Raw genomic sequence first — 15,536 nt, 5'->3', positions numbered from 1 at the left:
GATAGCCGTCAACTCGGACATGCCTGGTTCAGCTTAGATGATGCCGGGCGCGCCCAGAATATTGCCGTTCGCCGTCCATGACCCTTTTACGATATCGCACATGGAAGGAGCCGGCCATGCACTACAGCAAGTCCACTTCCGATCGGAAACCAAGGAATCCCGGGTCGAGCCTCTCATGGCGATTGCCGCGACGACAGAACTGACAATCGAAATCCATGACACATTCGGGAAATATCATGGAGTGTCCGCCCGAGAGCTCTGCTAGCAGAGCCGTGAACAGCGCGCTTTCGGCAAAGACTGACTGTCCCTACGTAACGATTGCAATTCCTACGTACAACAGGGCGGCGCTGTTGAGAGGATGCATCGCATCTGCCTTGGCGCAGACCTACCCTCATTTCGAGGTTCTCGTCTCGAACAACGCTTCGCCGGACGATACGGCACAGATCTTGGGTGAGTTTAGCGACCTGCGATTGCGCGTCATCACCCAGGAAACGAATATCGGCCTGCTCCCGAATTGGAATGCGTGTCTCGCGAATGCCCGAGGCGACTACGTCGTCTTCGTATCCGATGACGACAGGGTCATGCCGACGCTGCTCGAGCGATGCGTGACACTCATTCGCCAACACCCGCAACTTCCGATCGTCATTACCCTAAGCAATCTACACGCGGCCTCACTCGGTCAAACGCGCTCCCCGCGCGTCAGCCGGACTCTCGATACCGGCATTCGGGACGGTACTGCGATTCTGAATGCGTTCCTCACTGACCAGATCACCGTCAATATGTGCGGCGTGGTGATGCGCACCGCCCTTCTGCGCGAACGGGGCGGAATTCCGCTCGATCTGCCGCACACTGCCGACGTCGCTGCATGGGCGCCGCTGCTGCTTCTCGGCAAGGCCGGTCTCGTCAACGAGGCCTGCGCAACCTACACCTATCACGACGATTCCGAGACGGCTCGATTGGGGGTGGAACGGCTTCTGCACGACGGACGCAAGGTAGCCGATTTGATCGCGTACACTGCGGAGACTTGTGTTCAGGACACACAGCTCCGCAAGACCATCCAGCTCCAGGCCTGGCGTTGCTTCGCACGTCGCGGGCTGATCGCGCTGACGGACGTTCGCAAGAACGGAGCAAGCATGCTCGATATGTTGAGCATGGCCTGGCACTTCCGCCGCGATCTCCACGGTGTGAGCCTGCAAGCTGTCCTTCGCTTCGCTGTTGTCGCCCTTTGTCCGCCGCTTCTCGCCGCTCGCCTGCGTCGTCTGAGACGCGGCACCCCGGAACGACTCGCTTAACGGCAACGGCACGAGCTATGGTCGGTTTCCCCGCACACGATTCCGATACCAAGTGCAACACGGTCGGCCACAATTTATCGGCTTGAACCGTTATTGATAGCCCTCAAATTCGTCCGGCTCCTGCACCCATAGGCTGACCCAAGATTCACTGGTTTTCCGATCAAGCGGTCCGAACGCGATGGTGACGTTATGCCTAATTCACTGCCTGCATCATGAGCACATCAGCTCTGCCCGGCCCACCCAGCCGCCTCCTCGTCGATCTCATGGTCATGGCCATGCGGGCGAGCGTCATGGGCTGCAAATTCGGTCTCGCCCTGTTCATTGCCCGCTATCTCGACCTGTCGTCGCTGGGTCTTTATGGCCTCGCCGCCGGCGCGATCGCAGCCGTTCCGATCGTGGTCAATCTTGGCATGAACCACCTGCTGATGCGCGACGCCGTAACAGCCGCCACCAGCGAAATGATCGACAGCATGCGCCACTATTGGGGCTTCGTAGCCTTTGCGTACGCGGTCCTTCTGACGATCACGACGCTCTTCACCGTCCTCGTCGGCACTTCGCCTCTCTGGATCCTCGTCGTTGCCGTGATCATGTTCGAGCACGTTGGCAATGACATTTTCTATCTCCTTTCCAGCCTGCAGCACCACGTCTGGGCAAACGCCATCGGCTTCATCCGCGGCGCGGCCTGGATCCTGATCTATATTCCGCTCGCTATCTGGGACCCCAGCTTCAGATCGCTTTCGCATCTGTTCGGCTTCTGGTTGGTGGGAGGTGTCGCTTCGGTGGGGCTGTTCGTTGCCCTCAGCAGGTCATGGCCATGGCTGGCATCCTTCTCTCGGCCGTTCAGGCTTGGAGTGATCACCGACGCGATCCAGAAGTCCTTCCTGATGCTGCTGAGCGACCTCGGCTTTATCACGAGCCAGTATATCGACCGCTACCTGATCACACTGTTCCTCGGTTTGAAAGTCGCCGGCGTCTACTTCCTCTTCTGGACGGTCGGCAATTCTGCAACCACATTCCTGGCCCTCGTCCTACAACAAAAGCAACGACCATCGCTGATCAGCGCCTATCGGACCAGCGGCCCCTCTGCGCACCGCCTGCTGGCCTGGCGCTTCCTGCAGACGACCGCACTCGCGACTGCTGCGCTCAGCACGGTAATCGGATTTACTTTCCAGCTTCTTCTGCCATGGGTGGCTCAACCCGGGCTCGTCACCCAGTGGTCGGCATTCTGGTTGATCGTAGCTGGGCTGGCGATGCGCTATATGGCCGATTTCGGCGCCTTGGGCCTGTTCACGGCGCATCTAGACCGTCTGACGACGGTCACGAACCTGGCCTCGGTAGGCATCCTGGTGGTAGCACAATTGATGCTGCTGCCGCTCGCCGGGCTCCATGGCGCCGGAGCAGCAATCCTGTTGACATCGCTTATTATCGCACTATGGCGCTACTGGTTGCTGTTCGGCTTGCCGAGCTCGAACGCCTATTCCCGCAGAGTGGGCGCCTAGCTGCAGATCGAGAGCGCTCTCAAGAATGTTCAGCGACGACTAGTCTTAGCTAAAACCATCGGCGTAGTCAGTTCGTCTAAACAGGCAATCCACCTCGAGCAGCGAAGCGGGATCCCTGGAGTAGTAGGTCACCGGCCGCAACTGGCTCAGCGTGAAACCAGCCTCGCGCATGAATCGGACTGCTTCATCGAACTTCCAGGTATCCTCATAGAGATGGATCAGGGGCAATTCGAGTTGAACGCCAAGCAGGGTATGAAGCGCGTTGACACCACCGCGCAGGACGCTTTGCTCGAATCCCTGCGTATCGACCTTCAGGAACACACGCTCTCCGGAAAACTCCTTAAATATCGAATCGAGCGTGGCGATCTGGACCTTGTCGACTCGAACTACTTCGGATTCGTAGATGCTGTTCCGACCGATCTCGGTCTGGTTGACGATAGAACTCATGGCCGTGTTCTTGCTCACATTGATCTGGATGACCCCATTGACATCTCCCAATGCGATATTTCGGCAATCCCATTTCTGATCGGCCTCGCACCTCTTCTCGAGCCTTTTGAAGACGTCAAGCACGGGCTCGAAGGAGACGATCCGCCCCGTGTATCCCTGCGATCTTAGATCGTCCACGAACTGGCCTTCGTTCGCGCCGACGTCCAGAACAAGGCCCACGGAACGAGATTGGAGGAACTCCGCCAAATTCGGGTGATGACGGCGAATTTCGTAACCTGTTGACCTCACAAACGATTTCAGTCGCTCTTTCACCATCATCTCTCCGCTCCTATCAATTTCAGCCCGACTCGGCCGGGCCGTTGATCTTGCGCGCCGGTGGGCCAAATGGCTCACCGCTAGCCGAACTGACTTCGACGCCATCTCACGAGCGTTGACAGCATTGCTCTTCCCACCTCCGTCCGCCGCAGGCCGACCTTCACAAGGTCCAAGGCCGGCGATGGAAGTGGAGGCATCAGGTCCTCGCGCGTGAGGAACATTCCATCGCCCCGATCAACGTCACATTCGGCGGCCTCCCTCACACGATCGCGCCAGGAGGCCAGCTCATGCACGGGCATCGGGCCCTTATCTATCCAGTCAGACTGCGTACCCTTCGCGAGCGCTCGGTTCGCCTCGTGCTTGAACAATCCCGGCTGCTGTTGGCGTATTGCCAGTCGCTTGGATATCTGCGCCGGCGACCGATATGGGAAATGCTTCAAACGTATCCGCGATGGCAATGTCCGTCCGCGGTTGTGCGGCCAGATCAGTCCACCCCAACGCAGATCACTTCTATGGCGAACGAAACGCGGCTCGCTCCAATTGTTCTGATAGTATCTGAGCCGTTCGTGCACGGGACGGGCGAGCCACGCCGCCGGATTCTCCTCGTAGTTCCTCAAATCGACATCCGTAAAATAGAAGTTCATTGAGGCCGAAAAGACGAAGCCATAGCTTTGGGGCACGTTCCCAAGAAACTGTGCCGGGTCATCGATGAAGAACTCGTCGGCATCGAGCCTGCACCACCAGTCCCCCGGCGACGCTACGTACCGTCGGGCCTCGAATATTTCTCCGCGGAGTTCATCGGTGAACGTGCGATCGTCGTGGCCAACGAGCTCGATCTTGGGATAGCACTTCGCGAGGTCCTGAAGCGTTTCCCAGGTTCCATCGGTGCTTCCGTTGTCGAAAACGAAGATCCGATCACTCCATTCGAGAGCCGCTTTCAGCGTCTCGCCGACAATGTCGTTCTCGTCTCGAACACAACAAATGCTGAATATCTTCATGTCGGGATTGCCCTTGGTAGCGGCGGCGGCTACCGACGTCTCACATGACGCACGCATGACACCACTGTTCTCACCTCCTTAGCGAGGCACTCTGGATGATCGTGCATCACTCCCGACACCGCCTTCCTCGTAGTCGGCCCGCCCGGCAGCATGTAGCGACCTCACGCCATCTCCTCTTTGGGCAGCCATCAACAAGCTCTTGATAGGATCGTGCTCTTCGGCGCCGGTGACCGAGCTCGACGCCGGATGCATGGTGGTCTTGGCAAGCGCGGGACCGAAGATGGCACCTAAGCCGAGCAGAACTCCGCCAGCGGCCGCCAACGCGATCAGATGAGAGACTTGCGGAAACACCGGCGCTGTTGGCGTTATGGCCTTCTGCACCACTCTAAGGCTGGAGAGCTGGCTCTTCTTGGCGACCTCGGAGCTTATCTGCTCCTCGAGAATACGAGCTGCATACTGTGCGGCGGCAGACGATGCGGTTGTGAGAACTCGTTTCAATCTTCCGTACTCCGCTTCCTTCGCGGAAAGCGAGGCCAGCTCCGCGTTCACCTTCTCGAGCTCCATGCCGAGTTGATTCAGGAGCTCCGTCTGCCCATTGAGTTCGGCATTCAGCTTCATCAGTGTTGCCATGTTGTCCTGGTAAACCTTGATCAAGAGCAACGGCGGCTGCTCCTCGAAATGCTCAGGCGGCTTGGCGACCGGGTCAAGACTCTTACGGTTATCTTGCCCTCCGAGCGTGGTCACCATCCGACTCACGGCCTTGTTCTGGGCAACAGGCCGCAATATCGCCAACTGATCGGCGACCGACAGCTTCTGTCCTTTCTTGTCCTCGATCGCTCCTCGCGTCGTGGCAATCAGCGCAGACAGATCACTGGCGCGCTTGAGCAGCAGCTGCCGCTGGTCATCGACGGCATAGATTGAGGCTTCGACGGAGAAGCGCTTCAGATCCGCGGCTGCGATCTCGGCCTCCTCCTCCAGCCGCTTCGTTTGTTGCTGGAAGAACTCCTGTGCACCTGGCATTTGCACGTCCAGGCTTTGCACCGTGACCAACGCGCTCGCGAGCTCGTTCAGATAGCTCGCGGCGACCACCGGATTTTTGTGACGGAACGTTATCCTCAATAGATCGGAGCGCCCCTCCTGTTTCGCATTCACGCGGTCTCGCAAGCTGAGAATCCCCGCCTGGTTACGCTCGATATCTTCTTCGGTCTCGTCGACGGGCTTCGCCCGCTCCTTCGGTTCTGCGGATTCCCTAGCGAACACGTCCCGAAGATCGATCTCCTTACCCCAGGCCATGAACCTGGCCAGAAGCGTTGGATTTGCGTCCGACGATAGCCTCTCGTAGCCGACGTTCTTCGCCGCCTCCAAGATGACAAGATCGATCTTGGCGATGCGCGACAGGGATTCCATTCGACTTTGGAGGTCAACGCCTTCCCCGAATGGCGAGGCTGCGTTGCTCGAAGATCGTTCCTTGATCCCCTGCCCCGCCCGGAGCAAGACGTATGCCTCGTAACGGTCTCCAACGGCTGCGTAGTAGAGAAAGGCCGCGCCGGACGTCAGCAATAGGCACAGATATATGACCCATTGCCGCCGCCATAGCAGACCGAATGCTCTGGCGAATACACTGCTCGCGTTACGTTCCACCGCCGGCTCCACTTCTTTTGACGGCTTAGGGTCTACCGAAGCGTCCGGGCGGGTATTGACGACCATCAACTCAGCCTTGGCAATTCCCGACAACTTGGGCCGACCGATCGGTCCCCGGCAGGTCGCTCCCGTCCGGAGTGGCGCCGCGGAACCGAAACCTTCAGAAGCGCGGAGTACGCCTGCCGTGAACGATCTGGCTCTGGGAAGAGAGGATACACCGCACCTCGCTTCCGGTTCGCTGACCATGCACGGTCGCTTCTTCGTAGTGACCTGCTTTGGCCTCGTGTTCCTGAACTTCCTGACCTTTCTCTATCACTTCACCGGATCGACCATATTCAACGTCCTGAGCAATTCGACGAGCCTGCTTCTGATCCTGTGGTCTGCGCGCCACGTGCTGATCGCCAGCGAGAGAAGCTATTTCTACAATCTTCTCTTGGCGCTCGCCTGCATCTTCACAGGTGCCAGCTACCTGGTGAACTTTGGCTCCTTTGAGCTGTCCGATGGGTTGAAGCTCGTCTCAATCTACTCGTTCTACGTCGCCGGCCGCGGCATGGCCGAGCAGATACGGCCAGCCGAGAAGCGTTGCATCTACGTGCTTGCGGCACTGCCGCTCCTGTTCAAGGCGATCGGCCAGACTCAAGTCTACACCGGCATCGAATATCCCGACGTGTTCTCCTACTTTCCGAACACAAATACGGCAGCGCTCTACTTCTCGGCCCTACTGTTTGCCCTTTCCCCCTGGTTCGGAAATAAGGTCTTGATCGCCCAGTTCGTAAATGCCGCGATCATGAACCGTGTCGGGCCCGCCCTGGCGACCATCATCTCGATCGGCCTCTGGTCCTTTTTTCCGTTGCGACCACAAGTCTTCGTCGTGATCATCCTGTTGGCGTGCGCCAGCGTCGCCGCCTACGCCGTGGGCGCACTCGATCGACTGATGACAGGCTTGAACGCAATCTCAGTCATCTGGAGCCTCGACCCCAGCACCGTCGCCAGAATGACGACGAAGCAATTGATCGATTTGACCGGAACGACGGACATGTCCGCGTTCTTCCGCATCAGCCATTGGACGAACATCTGGCAGATATACTCGTCGCTGGGGCTCGGCGGAATATTGTTCGGATATGGTGCGAGTCAGACCGGCATCCTTACCGTCTTGCCGCTACCGCCGCACAATGACTATTTGCGCGTCTTGGCAGAGTATGGACTTCTGAATTGCATTGTTTTCGTCATCTTCGTCTTCAGCATTGTGTTTTCACTGAAGGATCGGGCTGCCAAGACGATGTACACAGTGCTTCTCATCTACTTTCTATCCGAAAACCTCATCGACAATTTCACTTCGATGGCGCTGTTCTTTTCTTACGCGGGCCGGTTTACGTCTCCGAAATGGCTGGAACGCAACTCGTCCGGCGCGAGCAAGAGAGCATAATTGATGGAGTTCTCACTCTCCGAACTCATCAAGCAAAACACTCCCGGAAACAGCGAAGGCTTTCCGGCAGGAGTACCGTCAAGCTACAATTGGTATCACGGATGGAATGACGGCGGACTGTGGTCGCCACCCGAAGATTTCACCGCGGTTGAGGGCTGGGGACAAGTCTATCCGAAGGTGGGAGCACCGTCGTATTCAAATCCGAGCGCGACGGTCGAGGTCGCCAACGCCAAGACCTACGTTCGCATGAAGCAAGCCGGCGAATGGACGTTAGTCCAAGACCAGTCGGGAACGCAGTTGACCGGGGGACATTTCGTTCCGGATTTCGCTGGCAATGTCGCCATTCCCATGAAGGCTACCCCTCTGGCCGGCGCGACGATCGCCTTCGATGTGCCTCCGGCTGGCTACAACAACCATTTTTGGTACAAGGCGCGCGGAACTTACGCGGCCGACACTGTGGACGCCGTCTACGTTCAGATGGAGATGAGGGTTACCGATCCGAACCTAAGTCTCGTCGCCATGGTCGGCGCCGACTGGTGGCGCGACGCGCGAGCGCCCTATCTCGAGGATCACAGCAATAATCCGGGCGTGGGCGGCAGTAACTGGATCGAGCTATCGACCCAGTGGAAGACGATCGGGTTCTATTCCATGAGCGCTGAGGACTTTCGCGCGAACCCGGCTCCGCCGCTGCGCGACTTGGTGAGGGAGACACCGCCCGCACGCCCTTCCACACCAACGCGGAGCGGCGAGAACTTCATCCCGAATGAACCGGGTGGACCTGCCTCCACCTCGAGAGAGCAGAAACACGCCACCGCAAACGGGACCGCCAAATCTCCACTCACGGAAGAGATCTGGCTTCAGTCGATCAACTCCGGTTCACGCGCCATGCTTTCCTATCCAATCACAGCAGTCCAAGCCTTGTCGAACGACTGCCTTTTGGCTTTCGCCCTGACCATGGGAGCACTGGCCAAGGTCCGCTGGAGCAACCTGCAGAGTCGCAAACGTATAGACCGGGCGTGACGAGCACTACGGGCCCAGGCGTGCACCGATCTATCGGCCTCCCAAATCGCATGCCCATTCTTGACGTTCGTCAACTCTGACGCGCGTCCAATGCCTACGATATGAAAAGACTCTTAACTGGTTATGGGTCGGTCTATGTCTGGTACCTCCCATTTGATCCCGTCCTGCTCGCCGCCCGCTGCTATTGCGCGTATGATTTACGCCCTCGAGCGATCCGTCTCGGGCTGGCTCCTGCCACTCGGTCTCATTGGAATTCTGGCCGTCTCTCCGAAGAATGCCGATGCGGCCAGTGGGAGACCGGACGCCGTCACCTCCGTCGGTCTCGCCTCTAGTGTCATCGAGCAAAACACTATTGGTTACAGCCAGGCATATCCAGCAGGCGTCCCCAAGACTTCTTCCTGGTGCAACGGTGCCTCAAAGCCCGAGAACGGCGAACCTCCCGCCGACTTCACTGCCGTTACAGGAATGGCATCAATATTTCCAAAGTTTGGGGCGCCCACACCGAACAAGGACGGCAAGATCCTCGTCGCCAACGGAAAGACCTATGTGCGCCTTCGCAGCACGAAGGAATGGATACTGGTACAAGATCAGGCAGAGAACGAGATCGTCGGGGCCCATTTTGACGTAATGGCTCCCAAGAATGCTGCTGTCGAGATGAAGATCGAAGTTCGGACGGATGGAACTACCCTTGTTGACAGTCCCCCTCCCGGCCGCAACGACCTGATGTGGCTCGTGAGACGCGGCGGCTTCGCCGCCGGAGCTGTCGATTCTGTCTACGTCCAGATAGAGATGAAGACGACCGACCCCGAAATGAAAGTGGTTGCCAACGTTGGAGCCGACTGGTGGCGTTCTTCGGACTCGCCGCATAACGGCGCTAACAATCGAGCAGCCGGCAGCAGCAACTGGGTCGAGCTCTCCCCAGATTGGTCAACACTCTACTTCTTTTCGGGCAGCACAGCGCAGTTCGTCGCAGACCCACCCCCACCCCTGGCTGAGTCTCCGCTCCCTGTTACAGCCACCAGCACGCGGCGCACTGCGGCCGGACCCTCGCCGTGTCTGCGGACCTTGGCGCCGCGATAGGTACACTAGGCAAAGTTGATATTTGCGATTGCCGTCTTCGAAATGTCGCGAGGAGCTACACCGATATCATCGGACCTGTAACCTCTCGATCCAGGCTTTTGAACGCACCCTTGCTTTAGCCAATGCATTGCCACGTGACGTCTTTTGGAATGAGGCATTTCATGTCATTGACCACATACGGTTCGAAGTCCTCATCTTCGATGTTGGTACGACGCGGTGTCTCACTACAGAGACCGGTTCAATTTGCCATTATGGCAGGCGACTTCCTGCTCATTTTGCTCAGCTATGTCGCCGCAAACCTGGTTCACCGCAAGTTCATGACGACACTGGCCGAGCGAGAACTTTCCGTCGGCGTCGCGTTGCTTGTGGCGACCGCATTCGTGGCGATCGCCTTTTTCAGGGGATGCTACGATAACCACAACCTGGCCAATACGAACTGGCAGTTGCGGAAGGCCTCATCCGTCTGGCTTCTCTCGCTTGCGATTCTTGTATTCTCTGCTTTCCTACTGAGATCGACCGCCGAGCTGTCCCGTATCACCATCGTTCTGTTCGCAGTGATCGGCCTTGCTGGTCTCGGCGCGCATCGCGTGATCTGGCGATTCGCTCTGGTCTCATCTTTCGCGCGAAGACACTCCGTCAAACGAAGGGTCGTGTTGATCAGCGGAGAGCCGCTCGACTTTACCTCAGTCCGCTTCAAGGATTTGCGTAGGAACGGTTTTCAGGTGGTACGCCACTTCGTTCTGGACGCTACGTTGAAGTCCGACGACGCAGCAATGGAGCGCGAGTTGGCCACCATCATTCGAAACTCGCGCGGAGCTGGCGTCGACGAATTCCTTCTGGCCTTCAATTGGCGCGATCTGGCGCTGTTTCAGCGCCTCAGCCAATCTCTGCGCCAGGTACCAAATCCGGTTCGCCTCCTGCCAGATCTTGAGATCGCCGACCTTGTGTCGCGGCCGTTCACGCCCGTAGGCGACTCGGTGGTGATCGAAGTCCAGAGAGCGCCTCTCTCGGTCGGCGAACGAGCCTTGAAGCGCAGCGTCGATATCTGTCTTGCCTCGCTCGGCCTTCTATGCCTCGCACCTCTACTCGTCATGACGGCACTCCTGGTCAGGCTCGATTCGCCAGGCAGCATCATTTTCCGTCAGACACGCCGGGGCTTCAACGGCGAGTTATTTGACATCTGGAAGTTCCGCAGCATGACGGTGTCGGAGAATGGCTCCGAGATCAAGCAGGCCAGCAAACAGGATGCGCGGGTTACGCGGGTCGGGCGGATCCTGCGCAAGACCAGCATCGACGAATTGCCTCAGCTGTGGAACGTGCTGCGCGGAGAAATGTCGCTGGTGGGTCCGCGACCGCACGCTCTTGCGCATGACAACTACTACGATCAGATGATTGGCAACTATGCCTGTCGTCGCCACGTCAAACCGGGCCTTACGGGCTGGGCTCAGGTAAACGGTCTCCGCGGCGAGACACCGACCATCGAGCTGATGAAGAAACGCGTTGAGTACGACGTCTGGTATGTCACCAATTGGAGCATTTGGTTGGACATTCGCATCATGATCCGGACCGTAGTAACGCTCTCCGGTCAGGACGTTTATTGAGCCACTGGTGATCGTAGGCTCGCCTACGCCAGCTCGATGTTTGCCCCGCTCGAATGCTGGGAACCGAGGCGCACCGCATACACTAGTCAGCGCCGGCTACCCGTTCTCGCCTTTGTTTTTCATCTTCAGGGCGGTCACGGCGTCGTTCGTTCTCCTGGAGATGACCAGGCGCAGGTCCTTCCCGCCATTTTGGCGTAGGGTTGCCAACGTACCGTCACGCGACACGCGGTGGTGAGGGGTCGATCGGGTTGGTTCGCGACGCGTTGCGCTCGGCAGTCCCGTCGCGGATCTGCATCACGATCATCGGCGGATGCGATTGTTCAGGTCGGCTGCGACAGGATTTTTGCGGCGCGAGCGCCTGCTGCACCGCGAAACGACTTGCGCCGCAACATTCAAAAATGAGACTGCCAGTCAAACCGAACGAGACACCGATGCGTGCACCGCATTCGACTTCGGCTAGCTTCCCTCTAAAGCCGCGGCCTTCGAGAGCCACGAGCATCGCGCAGGTCGGCGCGGCAACAAAACGACGACACAGGGGAGGAGCACATGTCGAAATGCAGCATGGGACTGCTCGCGTTGAGCAGCCTGTTTCTTTCAGGCGCAGCAATCGCCCAGGAAAAGATCAAGGTGGGCGTGACCGCAACCCTCGAAGGCACTTACACCGTGCTCGGCGAGGATGGGATGCGCGGCCATCAGACGGCACTCAATGTGCTGGGCAAGAAGATCGGCGATAAGGAACTCGAATTCATCGTCGCCTCCACCGACGCAACGCCGGACTCGGCCGTGCGCGCTGTGCGCAAGCTGATCGAGCAGGACAAGGTCCAGATCCTGCTGTCGCCGCTCTCTGGCGACGAGGGCATCGCGGTGAAGAACTTTGCCAAGACCCATCCCGAGCTGACCTTCATCAATGCGGCCTCCGGCGCGCAGGAAACGACCTATGTCGACCCTGCCCCGAACTTCTTCCGCTACAATATGGACGGCGCCCAGTGGCAGGTCGGCCTCGGCAAATACGCCTATGAGGACAAGAAGTACCGCAAGATCGCAACCGTCGGCGAAGACTATTCCTTCATCTACACCCAGGTGTTCGGGCTGGTGCTCGAGTTCTGCGGAATGGGCGGGCAAGTCACCAACCGACAATGGGTGCCGCTGGGAACGAAGGACTTCGCCTCCGTCATCGCCGCCCTGCCCGACGACGTCGACGCCATCTATCTCGGGCTCGGCGGCGCGGATGCCGTCAACTTCCTCAACCAGTATCAGCAGGCCGGCGGCAAGGCGCATCTGATGGGTGGTTCCATCATGATCGACCAGACCATCCTGTCGTCCAAGGGCAACGCCAAGAACGCCCTCATCGGCACCATTGCGGCGAGCGGCCAGGCAGACACCTGGGAGGATCCGGGCTGGCAGAAGTTCGTGAAGGCCTATCAGGACGCCTTCCCGCCCAACAAGCGCTTCCCGAGCCCCTCGCTGCTGGCGACCAACTATTATGATTCAACCATGGCGCTGATCCTCGCGCTGCGTCAGGTCAACGGTGATCTCTCCAACAACCAGGCTAAATTCAAGGAAGCGCTGGCGAAGATCGAGCTCGATGCGCCGAACGGCAAGATCAAGCTCGACTCCAACCGCCAGGCGATTGGCACCAACTTCGTCACCGAGGTCGTCGACGACGGCAAGGGCGCGCTGTTCAGCAAGGTCGTGAAGGTGATTCCGAACGTGAACCAGACACTCGGCTACGATCCGGCCGTCTTCTCCAAGATCGGGCTGCCGAGCCGCACCGTTCCGGAATGTAAGAAATACTGACGCATCACGCCTGCACAGTGCAAGCGGAGAGCGACTTGCTGACGCGGTCGCTCTCGGCTCTTGCAATCTCGGCGGCGTTGTTGAACGCTGGCTGAAAAGACAAGAACATCCGGGAGGGGAAGGCATGAGCCGTGCGCTCGCCGTCTTCCACGGCCGCTTCGGCCGGGCGACGGTTTATCAGTTGAACCGCCCTTTCAATATCCACGCCCATCGTGAAGGTCATCTGATCTTCCATGTCGGCGGCATGCCGGCCTGCATCGATGTCTCCAACGGGCACTATGATCTCACCGAATCGTCCGTCGTCGCCGTCAATCCCTGGGAGCCGCACAACTTCCTGCCGGCCGATCTCGATGGCGGCGCCATCTTTTTCGTACTCTACGTCAACGCCGAATGGTTTGCGCCCGATGCCTCGGGCAGCGACCGTCTGCGCTTCGGCCGCACCCAGTTCAGGCGCACGCCTGCACTCGACAAGCATATCAGGCGGACCGCCGCGCTCGTGTGCGGCGCACCATCGCTCTCCAGCCTCGATGCCGAGCTGAGGAGGCTGATCGACATCTGCTACGACGAAAGCTGGCAGCAGGCCGTGGTCGCGCGCGATCCGCGCGCAAGCGGCTCCGTCACCGATTTTCGCGTGCGCAAGTGCATCAAGATGATGTCGGAAAGTCCCGGCGCCGAGATCGAGCTCGACACCATCGCGCGCGAATCCGGCCTGTCGCGGCCGCATTTCTACCGGCTGTTCCGCGTGCAGACCGGTGTCACCCCGAACCTCTATCTCAATACGCTGATCATGGAACAGGCGCTCGAAGCGCTGGTGGCGAGCGAGGCACCGATCGCCGATATCGGCTTCGACCTCGGCTTCTCCTCGCAAAGCGGTTTCACCCGCTTCTTCGCCGCCAATGTCGGGATGGCCCCGACCGATTATCGTCGCGCAGCCAAGGTTTTGCGCGCCTGACCGCGGGCCACGAAAAGATACTCACGATCAAACGCCGCCCTCGCCGCCTGGCTAGGATGCCGGCAACGCGATCCCGGAAAGAGGATCGCTGAGTCCAGGGAGGACGTTCGTCCATGGCAGGGCCAGCAGCCGGCAACGGCTTGCATGCCCCCTCGCCCCACTTGCAGGGAGAGGGTTGGGGTGAACCGGCGCCTCCGGCGCGACCTCTCTGCGCACGCGCGAACGCCATCACACACGATTGCCTGGAACGACCTGAGCAAGCGCCTCGTCCTTCGAGACGACCGCTCCGCTGTCTCCTCAGGATGAGGCTCATCGGCATCGGCCTCGTTGAAACTGCTGCCGCATACTCCGCCCTCATCCTGAGGAGCCCACCAAAGCGGGCGTCTCGAAGGATGGGCTGCGGAGAATCCGCATTTTACGTGCGATTGCCCTGCAGCAAGCGAAGCGAGGCGACAGCATGAGCCGCTTTGTCGAACGCCATCCCGCCTGGGCGCTGATCTCGATCATTGCCGTTGCCGTCATGCTCTGGCTGATCTTCGCGGTCTGGCCGCCGGGCCTCGAACAGGCGATCGGCCGCAAACGCGTCTTTCTCAACGCCCTGTTCAACGGCATCACGCTCGGCGGCCTCTATTTCCTCGTCGCCAGCGGCTTCACGCTGATCTTCGGCCTGATGCGCAACGTCAACCTCGCGCACGGCTCGCTCTATCTGTTCGGCGGCTATGTCGGCTACGCCATCAGTTCCTCGACGGGGTCATGGATCCTCAGCTTCATCGTCGCCTTCATCCTGACTGCCCTCGTCGGCGTGCTGCTCCAGGTCATCGTCTTCCGCCGCATGGAGGGCCAGGATCTCAGGCAGACCATGGTGACGATCGGGCTGTCGATCGTGTTCGCCGACCTCATGCTCTGGGCGTGCGGCGGCGATTTTTACCAGATCCAGACCCCGAACTGGCTGATCGGTCCCGTCGAGCTGCCGCTGGTCACGGCGATCAAATCCTCAGGCGAGCCGGTCTATCTCAGATATCCCTCGGTGCGGCTCGTGATCTTCGCCGCGTCCGTGGTCATCGGCGTCGCGATGTGGCTCGCGCTCAATCGCACCCGGATCGGCATGATCGTCCGCGCCGGCGTCGACGACCGCGATATCCTCGCCGCGACCGGCGTGCGCATCCAGCTCGTCTTCGTCGCCGTCTTCGCCTTCGGCGCAGGACTTGCGGGCATTGCCGGCGTGGTCGGCGGCACCTTCCAGTCGTTGTCACCAGGCGAGGACATCCGCTTCCTGCTGGCCTCTCTCGTCGTCGTGATCGTCGGCGGCATGGGCTCGATCCCAGGCGCTGCACTCGGCGCGTTGATCATCGGGCTCGCCGAGCAGCTCGGCTCGGTCTACATCCCGACCTACGCCATCGTCGTGACCTTCCTGATCATGGTGCTGGTGCTGGCGATCCGGCCGCAAGGCCTGTTGGCGAGGCGCTGA

The 15,536-nt window shown here is 59.4% G+C and carries 13 protein-coding genes; 9 read left to right on the top strand and 4 right to left on the bottom strand.

Features of this window, described 5'->3' with window-relative positions:
* The first annotated feature begins 272 nt into the window (after window positions 1-272).
* Together H1B27_RS07415 and H1B27_RS07410 are read left to right on the top strand one after the other, a co-directional pair.
* Window positions 273-1,292 carry a glycosyltransferase family 2 protein gene (locus H1B27_RS07415; protein ID WP_376708971.1) on the top strand — a complete coding sequence of 340 codons (1,020 nt, stop codon included), beginning with the start codon at window positions 273-275 and terminating at the stop codon, window positions 1,290-1,292.
* A gap of 212 nt (window positions 1,293-1,504) precedes the next feature.
* On the top strand, window positions 1,505-2,791 hold the full coding sequence (locus H1B27_RS07410) for a lipopolysaccharide biosynthesis protein (RefSeq protein WP_197965531.1): 1,287 nt from the start codon (window positions 1,505-1,507) through the stop codon (window positions 2,789-2,791).
* A gap of 45 nt (window positions 2,792-2,836) precedes the next feature.
* Here H1B27_RS07410 and H1B27_RS07405 read toward each other — a convergent pair whose 3' ends face one another.
* The 3 genes from H1B27_RS07405 to H1B27_RS07395 form a co-directional block, all read right to left on the bottom strand.
* On the bottom strand, window positions 2,837-3,556 hold the full coding sequence (locus H1B27_RS07405; protein ID WP_061882145.1) for an FkbM family methyltransferase: 720 nt from the start codon (window positions 3,554-3,556) through the stop codon (window positions 2,837-2,839).
* A gap of 77 nt (window positions 3,557-3,633) precedes the next feature.
* Window positions 3,634-4,551, bottom strand: coding sequence for a glycosyltransferase family 2 protein (locus H1B27_RS07400; RefSeq protein WP_061882144.1), 918 nt, complete (start codon window positions 4,549-4,551; stop codon window positions 3,634-3,636).
* Between the two features lie 78 nt (window positions 4,552-4,629).
* Window positions 4,630-6,258, bottom strand: coding sequence for a GumC domain-containing protein (locus H1B27_RS07395; RefSeq protein ID WP_197965530.1), 1,629 nt, complete (start codon window positions 6,256-6,258; stop codon window positions 4,630-4,632).
* A gap of 118 nt (window positions 6,259-6,376) precedes the next feature.
* Between H1B27_RS07395 and H1B27_RS07390 the strand changes: the two genes are divergently transcribed.
* The 4 genes from H1B27_RS07390 to H1B27_RS07375 all read left to right on the top strand — a co-directional run bounded on the left by H1B27_RS07390 (window position 6,377) and on the right by H1B27_RS07375 (window position 11,319).
* Entirely contained in the window at window positions 6,377-7,618 is a 1,242-nt protein-coding gene (locus H1B27_RS07390) for an O-antigen ligase family protein (protein WP_197965529.1), read from the top strand.
* On the top strand, window positions 7,619-8,638 hold the full coding sequence (locus H1B27_RS07385; protein ID WP_156505376.1) for a hypothetical protein: 1,020 nt from the start codon (window positions 7,619-7,621) through the stop codon (window positions 8,636-8,638).
* A gap of 192 nt (window positions 8,639-8,830) precedes the next feature.
* The gene (locus tag H1B27_RS07380) at window positions 8,831-9,718 is read left to right on the top strand and encodes a hypothetical protein (RefSeq protein WP_197965528.1); all 888 of its coding nucleotides are present in this window, start codon (window positions 8,831-8,833) and stop codon (window positions 9,716-9,718) included.
* 161 nt (window positions 9,719-9,879) lie between these two features.
* Window positions 9,880-11,319 carry an undecaprenyl-phosphate glucose phosphotransferase gene (locus H1B27_RS07375; protein ID WP_197965527.1) on the top strand — a complete coding sequence of 480 codons (1,440 nt, stop codon included), beginning with the start codon at window positions 9,880-9,882 and terminating at the stop codon, window positions 11,317-11,319.
* Between the two features lie 214 nt (window positions 11,320-11,533).
* On the opposite strand, the gene H1B27_RS07370 is transcribed toward H1B27_RS07375, so the two are convergent.
* Window positions 11,534-11,818, bottom strand: coding sequence for a hypothetical protein (locus H1B27_RS07370; protein WP_197965526.1), 285 nt, complete (start codon window positions 11,816-11,818; stop codon window positions 11,534-11,536).
* Between the two features lie 47 nt (window positions 11,819-11,865).
* On the opposite strand from H1B27_RS07370, the gene H1B27_RS07365 reads away from it, so the two are divergent.
* The 3 genes from H1B27_RS07365 to H1B27_RS07355 all read left to right on the top strand — a co-directional run bounded on the left by H1B27_RS07365 (window position 11,866) and on the right by H1B27_RS07355 (window position 15,536).
* Window positions 11,866-13,116, top strand: coding sequence for an ABC transporter substrate-binding protein (locus H1B27_RS07365; RefSeq protein WP_061882139.1), 1,251 nt, complete (start codon window positions 11,866-11,868; stop codon window positions 13,114-13,116).
* A gap of 124 nt (window positions 13,117-13,240) precedes the next feature.
* The gene (locus H1B27_RS07360) at window positions 13,241-14,068 is read left to right on the top strand and encodes an AraC family transcriptional regulator (protein ID WP_197965525.1); all 828 of its coding nucleotides are present in this window, start codon (window positions 13,241-13,243) and stop codon (window positions 14,066-14,068) included.
* A 457-nt stretch (window positions 14,069-14,525) separates the two neighbouring features.
* Window positions 14,526-15,536 (top strand): branched-chain amino acid ABC transporter permease, encoded by a 1,011-nt coding sequence (locus H1B27_RS07355; RefSeq protein WP_061882137.1) that lies wholly within the window; start codon window positions 14,526-14,528, stop codon window positions 15,534-15,536.

This window comes from Bradyrhizobium diversitatis (assembly GCF_016031635.1).
GTDB classification, from domain to species: Bacteria; Pseudomonadota; Alphaproteobacteria; order Rhizobiales; family Xanthobacteraceae; genus Bradyrhizobium; species Bradyrhizobium diversitatis.
Note: the sequence above shows the minus strand (reverse complement) of the source record. Positions and strands in the feature narration are given on the sequence as shown.

What these genes read in the sequence shown, in the direction of transcription:
- H1B27_RS07410 (WP_197965531.1), top strand. Translation starts at nt 1,505, where the DNA reads ATGAGCACATCAGCTCTGCCCGGCCCACCCAGCCGCCTCCTCGTCGAT.
- H1B27_RS07405 (WP_061882145.1), bottom strand. Translation starts at nt 3,556, where the DNA reads ATGATGGTGAAAGAGCGACTGAAATCGTTTGTGAGGTCAACAGGTTAC.
- H1B27_RS07400 (WP_061882144.1), bottom strand. Translation starts at nt 4,551, where the DNA reads ATGAAGATATTCAGCATTTGTTGTGTTCGAGACGAGAACGACATTGTC.
- H1B27_RS07395 (WP_197965530.1), bottom strand. Translation starts at nt 6,258, where the DNA reads ATGGTCGTCAATACCCGCCCGGACGCTTCGGTAGACCCTAAGCCGTCA.
- H1B27_RS07380 (WP_197965528.1), top strand. Translation starts at nt 8,831, where the DNA reads ATGATTTACGCCCTCGAGCGATCCGTCTCGGGCTGGCTCCTGCCACTC.
- H1B27_RS07375 (WP_197965527.1), top strand. Translation starts at nt 9,880, where the DNA reads ATGTCATTGACCACATACGGTTCGAAGTCCTCATCTTCGATGTTGGTA.
- H1B27_RS07370 (WP_197965526.1), bottom strand. Translation starts at nt 11,818, where the DNA reads ATGCTCGTGGCTCTCGAAGGCCGCGGCTTTAGAGGGAAGCTAGCCGAA.
- H1B27_RS07365 (WP_061882139.1), top strand. Translation starts at nt 11,866, where the DNA reads ATGTCGAAATGCAGCATGGGACTGCTCGCGTTGAGCAGCCTGTTTCTT.
- H1B27_RS07360 (WP_197965525.1), top strand. Translation starts at nt 13,241, where the DNA reads ATGAGCCGTGCGCTCGCCGTCTTCCACGGCCGCTTCGGCCGGGCGACG.
- H1B27_RS07355 (WP_061882137.1), top strand. Translation starts at nt 14,526, where the DNA reads ATGAGCCGCTTTGTCGAACGCCATCCCGCCTGGGCGCTGATCTCGATC.